Below are 13,654 nucleotides of genomic sequence, written 5' to 3'. Positions count from 1 at the left end.
CACTATTTGTTGTATATATTTTAGGGGAGGAAAAGTTTTACTTCATTTATTACTACTCAACATATTCTTTTTAGAAGATAGTCACTTTATCTATGAATATACATACAACTACATTTCGTTTACTCTAAGATACAGGTATGGTAATTTTAATCATGAATTTCCCTTTTAGTTCCGGTTGGGAATTGTGAAGCCTTTAGACTGTTTTATTCTTATTGCTGTTTTTGAGATAAACACACAGGAAAATGACTCTGCTCCAGCGAATAAAGTTAGTCCTCCATTAACTGTTAAAAACAAAAAAATGATTATCCGTCTTGTCATAATTTCATTCTTTTTATGCACTACTTGTTTAAAGTCACAAGTTGTTGAAGATAATGCGGGTGTAACCCATGTTGTTGTAGCAAAGTCTGGTAGCACTTCATTTTTGTATACCTCAGAGCTGGATGGTGCTATTTCGGCCCACGATATTAAAGGAAAAAGATTGTGGAGAATGACTCTAGAACCAAAAGCTGTGTTGTTTGAAATTAATGCTGCGGATATAAATAATGATGGTATAGACGAACTTATTTCGGCCAGCGCAAATGGAAATATTTACTGTCATGACGTTGATGGCGAATTACTTTGGGAATTTAAGCCGAAACACAAGGTCCGATTCTCGGAAGTGGCAGTAATAAAAAATGAAAAGGTTCAGATCTTTGCTGGAGGCAATGATAATAAATTATACGAGCTGGATGCAAAGGGAAACTTAGTTTCCGTTACCAAAATAAAAGGTGTTGTAAGAAAAATAGAGTCAGGTAAATTTTTAGACGCAAAAAAAGAAAGTCTATTTATTATGACTTACTCCCACGATAAATTTAGGTGGGATTATTTTGGTTTCATGGACCCACTATCCAAAAAAACAATAAAATCCTTATCTATAAAAAAGGTGCCAGATGCAAATATGACTCGTGCTATGGTCACCGATATTACTATTGCTGATATCGACCATGACCAAAAAGACGAAATATTATTATTCGGGGACCTGAATTTCAAATCTTACATAATGGTTTTAAATAGCAATTTTGAGATTCTTATGCAGTACCAAGGCACGAAAAAAGAAACCCAACGCTATGCGCATTCACAAGGAACTTATATTGAAAATCAAGAGTTGATTATGTTTCAACATGGTGGAATATCAAAAACTCTTGATATAAAAGGTAAAGTCTTAGGACAAAGCGGTGAGAGGTATGGTGCAATGGTATATAATGACTTTGCCGTTGATGCTAACACCAATCAACTCGTAGCAGCCGGTACGGTTGACGGCGGTGACGACTTACACTTTTTTGACTTGAATAAACAAGATTGGATTACGACTAGATATGAAGAGGGAGGAAGAATGCTTGAGGTCGAGAAAAACATACAGAAGCTTTATGAACAAACTTTAAATTTTAAGTTACCTGAATACCAAAGTTCATCCAAAAAGGAATGGGTAATGATTACTGCCAAGCAACCCAATGACAAGGTTCTAAAGCTTAATGGAGCACCTATAAAAATTATAACTCAAAAAGCTCCAAAAGAGAGTACGGAACGCTCAGAACTGGAACTCATTATGGGGCCCATTGCATTAAAAAAAGATAAGCGGGGGAACTATAAAGATTCTCGGGAAGATATTATACAAATGGCTAAAGAATTTGAAGCCAACGGACATCCATTTACTTTTTGGGCAGGGCATGGTAATGACCCTTTTTATATTCGGATAGAAACACTAGAAAAAATATTAGAGGTAGCTCCTAACACCTGTTATGGCTTTATTTATGCCGAAATGGACAATGTAGAAGACCCCAGAGTGATACATTTTGTTAATGATTATATGCCTAGGCTTGCCAAGGCAATTCGCAAACACAATCGTGCAAAGCTCTATTTTAGAAATAAAAATATGTTCTGGGCGGCAACATCTCATTTGCCATTATGGAAGGAACTCTTTTTCTCTGACCGGTACAATGATATTTTGGTTCCCGCTTCTGAAGACACAAGTAACAGAATACAAGACTTAAACTTAGCGGGTCGCATTGGTATGTATGCTTGCGGCTATATAAATGATTTTGCAATGCGTTTGGTGGATGACAACCCTACTAGTTGGAGACCACTTTCTCCAGGGGGACAAAATTCTATTTCCCCCTTTTTAAGGCAAGGAGTTGTTATGGCTGCTTACGGAGCTCGTTATGGTATCATCTTTAATAACCCCTTTGTTGAAGAACCAAATTACGATGTGCTTTTTGCCTTAATGACATCGGGGGTGCTACCAGTTGTAGAAAAAGAGAATATACAGTCAATAGGGTCATGGCATTTAATTAAAAATATAGATGAACATCTAGTCCATTCGGTAGATAGTCATCATAATTTACTGCAATATCAGGAAGATGATGATGAAGCAATTTTTTCGGTTGCGCAAATGCATTGGGCGGGCACCAATATACCGGATTATGATTTTTCCAAAATGCTGGGGGTAAATTATCGTTGGCTAAACTATATGCCAACATTACCTTATGGAATGATTCCAATAGCGCCAGTGGAATACCAGCCTGATTTAAAGAAAAAAGACTTCCCATATATTGTAACTGATGGAAAAAATGGATATAAAAATGACCAATCTATTATTGCTTCTAAATTTGGACAAATCATGAAAGAAGCCGCAGGAAAAGGTGTAGAAAACCTAGCCGTAATAGTCTCTGGGGTATCTTGGTCAGTCATTAAAATAGACGAATACCATAGTAGGGTAGTATTGGTTGATCCAGGCTATATCAACCCTAAAAAGAGAATCGCTACCATTCAATTTCAAAACAGGTATCCTAAATCAGTAAAAGATATTTTGAGCGGGGAAGAACTCATACATAAGGATAACTCTTTTAGTGTAGATGTCCCTGCTGGGTCAATGCGCTTTATTGACATATCCTACTAAATAAAAGTGTAGCTAACTCGTGCCAAATTAAAAGCTGTTTATAAGACCTAAAGCGTTTCTTTTCAGGAACAAATTTTAAAATGAACTTGGTTTAAAGTCCATTTAAAGACTTCTTGCAAAATATAATAGTATAACAATTTAGTCCTAACAGTTTAAAATTATTGGATTACCCCCTTTCTTAAAATAGGCCTTATTTCTTCACATATATTATCAGACCTATAAATCTCATAAACCCACTCATATTGTATAAAGTGAGCTTTAGGAATACTACTCTTTAATTGAGAATCATATAATTTATTGAGATTCAATTGATTGTATTTGTGTTTTTTACGGATAGCTACATTTTTTTTACGCTTGGATACAGTTTTATACTTCATATAATGGAGTTTTAACAAATAATTAGCACACCGTTAAATAAATCAAAATGAAAAAAACTCAAAAAAAAACCAACCCTGTAAGACGCAAATCGTTCCGTTTGCTCATACTTCTGTGCCTCTCATTTTCATGGATGCACGCACAAGAAATTACAGTAACAGGAAAAATCACAAGTTCAGATGATAGTATGCCCTTGCCTGGCGCCAATGTAGTTGTAAAAGGAACTTCCGTTGGTGTAACCAGTGATTTTGATGGACTATATAGCATAAATGTGCCACAGGGTGGTACTACTTTGATATTCTCGTATATAGGTTATAAGAACACGGAAATTGCAATTAGTGGTAAAACAACAATTAATGCTGATTTGGAAATTGATGCCTCTGAATTGGACGAAGTTGTCGTTATCGGATTTGGAACTGTTAAAAAGAAAGAATTGACCGGAGCAGTGTCTCAGGTAAAGGCAGAAGCTATAAAGGAGTTTGTAACTCCGGATTTGGGCAGCGCCCTTCAGGGCCAGATTGCCGGTGTAAACATTACGGCATCTTCAGGCGAGCCTGGAGCCCAATCTAATATCCAAATTAGGGGAATTACATCGCTAAGTGGATCAAATACACCACTATTTGTTGTAGACGGTATTCCACAGCAGGGAGATCCACGTTTGAGTCCTAATGAGATTGAAACTATAGACGTATTAAAGGATGCTGCTTCTGCCGCTGTTTATGGTACACGTGGTGCCGCGGGTGTAATTCTCATCACCACCAAAAGAGGTAAGGAGGGGTCTATGAAAGTAGATTTTGATCATACTTACGGCATACAAAGATTGGGTTCCGGAACGCCTATAATGAATACCGAAGATCAGTTGTATTTTGAAACACAACAGAACAATTATTTCCCAGAAGCCTTTTCGCCTGGCCCAGCTAGACCAGAATGGTTGAATAATGATAATGATTTTACCGATTTTGTGTTGGTAGACCATGCAGAAAGCCAAACATACGGCCTTAACGTTTCAGGTGGTGCCAGTGGGTTTACCTATAATGTAGTCGGAGGTTATTTTAGTGCGGATGGAGTGCTCACTGGCTCTAACTTTAAAAGATACAATGGTAGAGCTACTACAACTTATAATACGGACAATTGGAAGATAGATGCTAGTGTAGGCTATATTTTAGAGGATAATAAAAGAGCTACGGATAATCTATTGACAAACGCAATTAGGTATAGGCCTTACTTCCCCATTTTGGATCAAGATTCAGATGTCTTTTATATTGAAGAGGGTAATGGAGGGGTTACAACTCCTTTGAATACTGTGGCCCAAAATATTAAGCGTAGGGATAGGGAAAGGACAGATAAAATTAATGCAAGTTTAAGTGTTACCAGAAATATTGCTGAGGGGTTAAACTTTACCTCCAGAATAGGAACGAACGTAACGAACACCATTCGAAATATATTCCGTCCAAAATTTGAGCTTATTGATATAGCAACGGGATTTTCTGAAGTAGACCCCTTAAAAAGTGGTGTTTCTGCAGAAGCTTCTAGATTGAGCACGTTTAGTTGGGACGGTAGTCTAAACTATAAAAAGTCGTTCGGGAACCACAACATAGATGCATTGGTAAGTAGTTCTTTTGATGAGAGAAATTTTCAATCCTTTCTTGCAGGACGAAATGGGGTAGTGTCCAATGCAGTCCAAGTTTTAAACGGATCATCTCAAGACCAAACGGCAGATTCAGGGTTTAACTATGTGAGAAAAAATGTTGGTTTTCTTGGACGACTGCAATATAATTATAAAGGTAAATATCTGCTGAGCGTACTTGCTCGTCGTGATGCCTCAAGTAAATTTGGGAAGGACTTCAGATGGGGGACATTTCCCTCAATATCGGCAGCTTGGAATGTTTCCGATGAAGGCTTCTGGAAAAATTTGCTACCAACAATCAACAATTTTAAAATTAGGGCCAGCCAAGGTACTGTGGGTAATGACAGTTTTGGCGATTACGTTTTTGCATCAACGGTATCGCAAGAACGTGACTATATATTTGATGAGAACGACCTGAATGTCACATTGGGATCGGCAATTGTTCAATATGCCAATCCATCCGTTAAATGGGAAACTTCGGTTTCAAATAACATAGGAATAGATCTTGGGTTTTTTAACAACAAATTTACTTTAACCGCAGATTATTATGTAACTAATAAAGAGGATATGTTGTTCCCTATTCGTTTGCCTGGGTCAACAGGAGTGGTAAATGGCCAGCCTCAAAATGTTACGCTTAATATTGGGGATATGACCAACAAAGGTTTGGAAATTGGAGCCAATTATAGAGCCAATTTGGGCCAAAGTACTTTAAGTATGGGGGCCACCTTTACAAAAAATAGAAATGAGATTACTAGAATGGCAGAAGGCAATGATTTGATTTTTAATCCTAATGCCCAATTGTTGGGATCTCCTGTAACCGTCTTTGTAGTAGGGAGGGAGGCTGCAGCATTTTATCTACACCAAACCAATGGTACTATAAAGAACGAAGCACAATTGGAGGCGTATAAAGAACTGGACATAAACGCACGTTTGGGAGATTTAATGTACACGGATCAGCCTACAGTAGATACTAATAATGATGGCATTCCTGATGCTGGGGACGGCGTAATAAACGATAATGACCGCGTTTATTCCGGTAGTGGTCTGCCTGATTTTGAACTTGGTTTTAATCTAAACTGGGCTTACAAAAATTTTGACCTATCTATGAACTGGTATGCTTCTGTGGGTGCTGAAATTCTTAATGGAACAAAGGCAGATGCAATGACAAGGGGTCGGCACCAAAATCTGGTTAACATGTGGACACCTGATAACACCTCTTCCAATATACCTTTTTATATAGATAGAGCAGGTAGACACCCTAATTACAATGGGGATACTGATCTTTGGATAGAAAACGGCGATTACTTTAGACTGAAGTTAGTTTCATTGGGGTATACGTTGCCCGCTGATGTTTCCGAAAAAATTGGAATGAACAAACTGCGACTTTTTGTCTCTGCCCAAAACCCTTTAACATTAACCGGTTACGATGGTTATGACCCAGAAGTAGGCGGAGGAAATATAGCTCAAAGGGGATTAGATCTATCAAAATTTCCTTTGACACAGTTGTATTCATTAGGTGTTAATATCTCATTTTAATTGTAAAATATAAATCATGAAAAATAAAATATACTTCGTAATAGTAATGCTGGCAGGAACCTTACAATCCTGTTCGGATTATTTGGATGAACAAAACCCCAATTCACTTTCTACGGATACGTACTGGACTAGTTTAGAAGAATCGGAATCTAACCTAACATCTGTTTATGGTGCCATGCTAGACAATTGGGTGTTGGATATTGAAGACGAATTTTTTCGCACCGATCTAGCCCACCCCGGTAAAAGAACCAACCCTACTGGAGCCTATCTACCTTGGTACCAACAGCGTTTACTGGCAGATAATGCCGCTGTGGGAAAACAATGGGATTCTAAGTACCGTGTAATATGGAGGGCAAATCAGGTAATTGAGGGACTTAACGGAATGTCCCCAGATTTAAAAAGTAACGAGCGATGGACGGAACAAATGGCTCAGGCTCGTTTCTTTAGAGGACTAATGCACTTCTATCTGCACAATATTTTTAACGATGGTAAAATAATTATTCGAGATAAAATTCCTCAAGAATCTACTGACTATTCCAAAAAGCTTTCTACTTCAGAAGAGGTAATCAATTTTTTCAGGGAAGATTTGGAGTACGCTTACCAGAATTTACCGGCACAATTTGATCAAAAAACGCGTGTAGATGCCGGTGCAGTAGCAACCATATTGGGTACTAGTTATTTATATGAAGGCAATTATGAAAAGGCCATGATATATTTTAAAGATGTAATCAATAATGGAGCTTATGGTTATAGTCTGGAAACAGATGTATCTATATTATTTACGAATACAGGTGATTTTAATTCGGAATCTATTTTTGAGATAAACTATTCAATAGATCACCAATTGGAGGACGGCAATTTTGACGAACAATCATTTTTTCATAGGCTTTCCCGTTATTCAGCACCTAGCGGTAGAAACGTGGCAGCAGGTAGAACTATTGGAGGACAGGGTATTCTGCTACCTTCGGCATGGCTTACATATGAATACTCCAATGAACCCATGGATACTCAGGATTCCCGGAATTATATTAATGGTGATGTAACCGGCCAATTGCGGACTATACCTTTAAGAGGCTCACAAAGTATAGCAGTAGTAAACGATACTTTGTCACCTTATTACTTATTCAATGCGCCCCAGGTAACTGCTTTTGACAAGACCTCTTTTTCGTACTATAAAAAATATACAAACCATGATATTGTTAGTGCCGAATTTGATACAGGTACCAGCCCTTGGAAATCTGGTAGAAACATTGTTGTTAACCGCCTTTCGGGGGTTTATTTAATGTATGCTGAGTGTTTGACTAAAACTGGGGATATAAACGGAGCACTTTCATACATCAACCAAATAAGACAACGTTGGGGGTTACAACTTTTAGGAGTTTCGGATGGTTTGCCGCATGATTTTGATGGAGAGGTTTATACAGAATCAACTTTAATGGAGCATTTAATGTATAAAGAATATCCATTAGAATTATCCGTAGAAGGCTTTTCAACACGTTTTATAGATCTACGTAGATGGGGAGTTGCACAAGAAAGGTTCAGTGAGTTAAGCATGACACCTTTTCATCTAAACGATTTTAGCTATACAGATGCAAAGGGTAAGGAAGCATTACGGAAACAAAGTTTGCTAGAAAAAGGTCCAGGAAAGAAAGAGTTTGTAGAATATACAGATGCAGCAAATGCATGGGCATCACCAAACCCCGCTTATCTACCAATTCCCCAGAGTGAAATTCTTAATAATCAGGAAATCAACTAAAACTTAGAAAAAATGAAGTACATAATAAACCTATCTATTTGCCTGCTAACAATGGTCTTTTTGACCAGTTGTGAAGAAGAAGATTATACAGCACCTTATGGAGATTTTTCAAGCTTTACTTGGTGGGTGTCGCCTACGGATACCTATAATGAAATAGAAAAAACGGTAAGTATAAATAAATATTTGGCCTTTAAAGATTTATCACGTGGAGCAATAAGTCATGAGTGGCGTATTCCGAAAGGAAGTAGGTTCTTAAACTCTAATTTTAAGGAAACAGACACTATATATACTCCGTTCATTATACCTAATGGAGGCGTTGTTACTTCGGAATCTATTGCCTATGTGCTATTTACAGAGGTTGGCGTACATGAAGTGCAACTAGTAAATACTTTTGAAGAATCCGTAACTGGTGCCACAAATGTTGAAGGTACATGGAAAGCGGAGCAAACATTTACAATAACAGTGATAGACTAATTTATATTGAATAGAGAACACCATATTAAGCAGTATAGCTGAGCCAATTCTGCTTAAGGTTTGAAGCGCACCTATTTAGATTTTAATCTTATTGAAAGATGGGAATTTTTTCATTGATATCCCATAATGTTGATGAATGTGACGCTGATAATTAGGGTTTAATTAAATTATATGGGCACAACTGCCAGCGGTTGGCCCATAAATATCATATGTAACATATAGAATGAGCTCAAACTTGAGTTCAACGTAAGAAGGTGAAGTTATTGTCGTAGATATAGATAAAGACTAAACGTATTTAAGAATTTTAATTTTAGGTATAATAAGCTCTGATTTTTTTTGCTTAGGGAAAACCACTGAAATTTTTTGCACGTTTTTTAAGGTATTGTTTTCTCAATGTACTGCCTAATTTTTATCGCATCCGGTTAAAAACTCTTTGGTGGATGCCACAAACTCTTTATTCTCCATTTGTCCATTTACTAACGGAAAATTTTTCAACTCCAAACCGGGTGTTTTAACGGTATAAAATCCTCTATCTGTTCTGGTTCCTCCTTTAGCAAAATAAATAATACCTGCAATTGTAGGTCCTGTGTAACTTTCTTGGTCTGGACTTTTATGTGTACTGATCAAATTTCTCTGAGCACAGGGTACAAAGGGTCTTCTTGAAGGTCTTAACTGTGCATTGGTTCCGTAAATTACTTTTAAATTGGAGATTACTGAATTTGCATCAAAATATCCATAAGTGTGGCCATTGATTGCATTTCCCTTTTTATCTCTTTGTTCTTTTTTTGCACTTAAAAACCCTGCAGCAACAATGGCTCCTGCCTCACAACTATCCGCAGTGAGGTCATCTATAAACACTTTGCCATTTTTAATCGTATGAGGAGAAAGTGTAACAGCTGCTTGTCCATTTTTACAAACTATATTTTTACCATATACGTTGTTTATAATAATAGATTTATCTGCTAAATAAGGCTTTCCTATAGCCCCGGTTTCTAACCTAAGTGTGGCGCCACCTTCTCCAATCAAATTACGGTATAAAACATTTTCTGCAGCTTGACATTGTACCAAGCCATAACCGTAATGACTATTGGTAATTTTAATATTCTCAACAATGCCATCCTTGGCAAATAGATATTTCTTTCTAGAAACTTCTAATAGGTTTACTGTAATTCCTGAATGAGGTGTAGAATTATCATTGATTTTGAAATTTGAAACCTTGAAGTTTTGAACACCACCAAGGGTTAAGGCTTTTGTAGTAATTTTTTTTCCAGCAGGTCGGTTCAAGAAATCAAATGTAAAGTACTTCTTTGCATCTGTAGAGGTTAAGCTAAAATTGGTAACTCTTTGAGGTTCGTATTTTCCTGCCGAAAAAAATGCAATTTTCCTTGGGCTAGTGCTCTTAAAAATTACATTAGGATTTACTTTAATGTGAACATTGGACTTAATTCTAATTTCTTCGTTTATGATATAAACATTGTTATTTCCTGCTTCAATAGTTAGAATACCTCCTCCTTTTTGCTCAATTTCATCAATGGCGTCTTGAATGAGCTGGGAGTGATTATTTGAATGGTTTGGTTTTTTGATTGTCCTATGATAAGGTTTAATATCAGGATTATAAAAAGATTGGTCTTTAGGGATGGTTACAGATTGTGAAAACAGCGAATTAGCTATTACAAATACTATCACTGATACTAGTTTTTTCATGTTTTTTATTTTATTCAAGCCGCAAACACTGCTTACAGGTTATTTTTCCTTGGTTGAGGTTTACTTAATTTAAAATTAAATAGCCTAATTTTTCGGTAATGGCTTTGTTATCATCATTGTTGTTTTTCATGTAACCCTTTAGGTCTTTCGCCATTTTTTTTATTACCTGAACATATTCCGCATTATTGATAAAATTTGTCGTTTCATTGGGGTCCGCTTTAATATCTAATAGCCAAGGTTCTTCTTTAGCTGTTACATAAAGTTTGTATTGATCACTAATAGCTGCATAAAAACCTAGTTTTGAAAATGTAACATCATTCCATTTTTCTGGTTGTTTATTAGATAGTAGAGGAGACAAGTCTCTTCCGGCTACGTTGGGGCAATCTATATTTAACATGCTTAAAAAAGTAGGCATCCAATCAGTATTATTAGCAGCTTTGTTTACTACAAAATCTCTTGGAACTAATGGTGATTCACCTTTACTTCCTTGCGCCATTATAAAAGGTATTTTAGCAGAACCTTCATGAATTGTTCCTTTATTAACACGCCCATGTTCTCCTAATAAATCGCCATGATCTGATGAGAAAACAACAATTGTGTTTTCAAAAATGCCATCATCTTTTAGCTTTTGTATGATACGGCCAACATTGTCATCAATAAGTTTTACCATGCCCAAATATTGCTGTATTTCCTTCTTTAATTTTTCGGGATTTTTGGTTTTCCCATCTGGCTTTTGCCACTTAGGCAATGCTTTGTTATCCTTGTTTTTATATGCATTACCGTAAGTTCCAGGTAATTCTATGTTTACATCTGCAAACATTGTATCATAGGGAGCTCTTACGGTATTTGGAGTATGAGGATCTGGTATACTAACTACATAATAAAAAGGTTTGTTCTTATGCTCATTTATAAAGTCTATAGTTCTATCTGCCAACCAATCTGTAGTATGTTTAACATTGTTAGACTTACTGTCTTTAAAAAGAGGCTGTCCGTATTGATCGGTTCCAATTAATTTTACTTTTTTATCAGCTCTGTATGGGTTTCCGGCAGCGTCAATTCCTTTGTACTTATCATGTCCGCCTAGGAACATGAATTTAGTATCTTGAAATCCGTAATGGTCTTCTGGGACACCAACGGGATATGGTGACCACCACTCATCTTTATCTTTATTTCCAGATTTATCTCTGCTTTCCGCTAAATGCCATTTTCCTGAATACCCTGTAAAATACCCCGCTCTACTTAAAACATCGGCAATAGTTGTAACATCTGGTTTTAAATATTTACCATCTCCTATTTTATTGGAGTTATTAGGAATTCCTAGTGTTGCTGGGTAAATACCTGTAAACATAGAAGCTCTGGACGGTGTGCAAACGGGTGCACTAGCATACATGCGATTGAAAATTGTTCCGTTTTTTGCTAACGAATCAATATTAGGTGTTTCTGCAAAGGCATCTGGTCCCCATTGCAATGCTTGGTCTGGAGTTAATTGATTGCGATAGCAGCCTAAGGTTCTAAAGTTGTGCTCATCGGTAATAATCCAAATTATATTTGGTTTTTGTGCTGTAAGAACCTCGTTAACTTGAGTTTTTGTATTTGCGCTTTTACAATTTATTAGAACGACGAATAAGAATATTAGAAAATATTTTGGGTGATTCATTTTAGCTAGACTTTCTATAATTATTATTCAGAATTTAAAGGTTTATTTGCCTTCGGTTTTATTAATAATACTTCTCAATTGGGCATCCATTTCCTTGGCAATGTCCACGTGAAGTGCAATAATATTATTCTGCTCGCCGGGATCAGTCTTAAGATTGTAGAGTTCTGGTCCGGTATCTTTAGTTTTCTTGAATGCCCCAATAATATATTTCCAATCGCCTTTTCGTATTGCCTTTTGCGTTCTATTTTCTTCAAGCATATATGTAGCTCCTTTTGGATTGATTCCCAAAAAGGCATTGAGTGTGTTTTGACTATCCATGGCTTGATTATCCGGTATTTTTTGGTCAAGTAGTTCCGAAAAAGAAGCGATAAAGTCAATCTGGTTGACCATGGCGTCAGAGACTCCCGGTTTTATCCGTTCAGGCCATCGAACAATAAACGGTACTCGTGTTCCTCCTTCATAAATTTGGTATTTACCTCCTCTATAGATTCCCGAAGCATCGTGGCCTCTATCATTCTCCCCGAAAGAACGGTCAATGGTCGTGCCATCATCATATCCATCATCGTAAGTGGGGCCGTTATCACTGGAGAAGATAACAATGGTATTCTCGGTGAGTCCGTTTTCTTCCAAGGCTTTCATAATTTCCCCGGTAGCCCAATCAAATTGCACCATGGCATCTCCACGGTAGCCAAGTTCTGTTGAGCCTCTAAATCTTGGATGTGGAGCCCTTGGCACATGTATATCCTGCGCGGCATAGTACAAAAAGAAAGGTTCGTTCTTGTGCTCTTTGATATAAGCCTTTGTTTTTTCTATAAAGACATCAGAAATGGTCTCATCGTTCCAAAGTGCAGATTTTCCTCCTGACATATATCCAATACGCCCAATACCATTAATGACACTATTGTTATGGCCGCTTCCCGAATTTAAATAATACGTCATTGCCTCAGGATTTTTTATCCCATCTGGGTATTGGGTGTTCTTTTGATTCTGTACAGGTTCCAATTTGCGATTAACGAAAAGCGGATCTTTCCTATCCAAACCAAGTACAGTGTAATTATCCAAAAAAACGCAGGGAACCCTATCATTGGTGGAAGGCAACAAAAAGCTACTGTCAAAGCCTATTTCTAATGGGCCGGGTTTTACATTGCCATTCCAATCGGTCTTTACATTTTTAGAACCAAGGCCTAGATGCCATTTTCCTATTACGCCTGTGGTATACCCGGCCTCTTTAAAAAGTTTAGGCAACGAATATGCGTCGGTAGAGATGGTCAACGGAGCATCGGGAGGCAGAACATTTATATTATTTCGAAAAGCATATACTCCTGTGAGCAACGAATAGCGTGACGGGGTACAGGTTGCTGCAGAGCAATGTCCATCCGTAAAACGAATGCCCTCTTTGGCTAGTTTGTCAATATTAGGTGTTGGAATCATAGTAGAACCATATGCCCCAACATCGCCATAACCTACATCATCGCCATAAATGATAACTACATTGGGCCTTTCTTGGGTTTGTGCAAGAATTGTGGTGGTGCCCAAGAATAAGAATTTTACAAAATGGAATATGTGCTTAATCATCAAGTTTATGTTTTT

At 37.2% G+C, this 13,654-nt stretch carries 8 protein-coding genes; 4 read left to right on the top strand and 4 right to left on the bottom strand.

Features of this window, described 5'->3' with window-relative positions; all coding sequences use genetic code 11:
- Positions 1-298: 298 nt before the first annotated feature.
- Positions 299-2,935, top strand: a complete 2,637-nt coding sequence (locus HW347_RS00300; RefSeq protein WP_214609977.1) for a WD40 repeat domain-containing protein — start codon at positions 299-301, stop codon at positions 2,933-2,935.
- Positions 2,936-3,093: 158 nt separating this feature from the next.
- Here the strand turns inward: HW347_RS00300 and HW347_RS00295 are convergent, their stop codons facing one another.
- On the bottom strand, positions 3,094-3,312 hold the full coding sequence (locus HW347_RS00295; protein ID WP_214609976.1) for a hypothetical protein: 219 nt from the start codon (positions 3,310-3,312) through the stop codon (positions 3,094-3,096).
- A gap of 47 nt (positions 3,313-3,359) precedes the next feature.
- Here HW347_RS00295 and HW347_RS00290 point away from each other — a divergent pair, with 47 nt between their 5' ends.
- Genes HW347_RS00290 through HW347_RS00280 form a run of 3 tightly spaced genes read left to right on the top strand, consistent with a single transcriptional unit; the run spans position 3,360 to position 8,703 of the window.
- Positions 3,360-6,473, top strand: coding sequence for a SusC/RagA family TonB-linked outer membrane protein (locus HW347_RS00290; RefSeq protein ID WP_214609975.1), 3,114 nt, complete (start codon positions 3,360-3,362; stop codon positions 6,471-6,473).
- 16 nt (positions 6,474-6,489) lie between these two features.
- The gene (locus HW347_RS00285) at positions 6,490-8,229 is read left to right on the top strand and encodes a RagB/SusD family nutrient uptake outer membrane protein (protein WP_214609974.1); all 1,740 of its coding nucleotides are present in this window, start codon (positions 6,490-6,492) and stop codon (positions 8,227-8,229) included.
- 12 nt (positions 8,230-8,241) lie between these two features.
- On the top strand, positions 8,242-8,703 hold the full coding sequence (locus HW347_RS00280; RefSeq protein ID WP_214609973.1) for a hypothetical protein: 462 nt from the start codon (positions 8,242-8,244) through the stop codon (positions 8,701-8,703).
- A gap of 402 nt (positions 8,704-9,105) precedes the next feature.
- On the opposite strand, the gene HW347_RS00275 is transcribed toward HW347_RS00280, so the two are convergent.
- The 3 genes from HW347_RS00275 to HW347_RS00265 form a co-directional block, all read right to left on the bottom strand.
- Positions 9,106-10,407 (bottom strand): glycoside hydrolase family protein, encoded by a 1,302-nt coding sequence (locus HW347_RS00275; RefSeq protein ID WP_214609972.1) that lies wholly within the window; start codon positions 10,405-10,407, stop codon positions 9,106-9,108.
- A gap of 64 nt (positions 10,408-10,471) precedes the next feature.
- Positions 10,472-12,064: a sulfatase-like hydrolase/transferase gene (locus tag HW347_RS00270; RefSeq protein WP_214609971.1), complete on the bottom strand. Its 1,593-nt coding sequence runs from the start codon at positions 12,062-12,064 to the stop codon at positions 10,472-10,474.
- 42 nt (positions 12,065-12,106) lie between these two features.
- A complete protein-coding gene (locus HW347_RS00265) occupies positions 12,107-13,639 on the bottom strand; it encodes a sulfatase family protein (RefSeq protein WP_214609970.1) in 1,533 nt (510 codons plus the stop codon).
- Positions 13,640-13,654 lie beyond the last annotated feature (15 nt).

It is taken from the genome of Zobellia barbeyronii (assembly GCF_018603515.1).
GTDB classification, from domain to species: domain Bacteria; phylum Bacteroidota; class Bacteroidia; order Flavobacteriales; family Flavobacteriaceae; genus Zobellia; species Zobellia barbeyronii.
This window is presented reverse-complemented; position numbering and strand designations above follow the sequence as displayed.

Excerpts from the sequence above, each read along its gene's own strand:
- HW347_RS00300 (WP_214609977.1), top strand. The coding sequence starts at position 299 with ATGATTATCCGTCTTGTCATAATTTCATTCTTTTTATGCACTACTTGT.
- HW347_RS00295 (WP_214609976.1), bottom strand. The coding sequence starts at position 3,312 with ATGAAGTATAAAACTGTATCCAAGCGTAAAAAAAATGTAGCTATCCGT.
- HW347_RS00290 (WP_214609975.1), top strand. The coding sequence starts at position 3,360 with ATGAAAAAAACTCAAAAAAAAACCAACCCTGTAAGACGCAAATCGTTC.
- HW347_RS00285 (WP_214609974.1), top strand. The coding sequence starts at position 6,490 with ATGAAAAATAAAATATACTTCGTAATAGTAATGCTGGCAGGAACCTTA.
- HW347_RS00280 (WP_214609973.1), top strand. The coding sequence starts at position 8,242 with ATGAAGTACATAATAAACCTATCTATTTGCCTGCTAACAATGGTCTTT.
- HW347_RS00275 (WP_214609972.1), bottom strand. The coding sequence starts at position 10,407 with ATGAAAAAACTAGTATCAGTGATAGTATTTGTAATAGCTAATTCGCTG.
- HW347_RS00270 (WP_214609971.1), bottom strand. The coding sequence starts at position 12,064 with ATGAATCACCCAAAATATTTTCTAATATTCTTATTCGTCGTTCTAATA.
- HW347_RS00265 (WP_214609970.1), bottom strand. The coding sequence starts at position 13,639 with ATGATTAAGCACATATTCCATTTTGTAAAATTCTTATTCTTGGGCACC.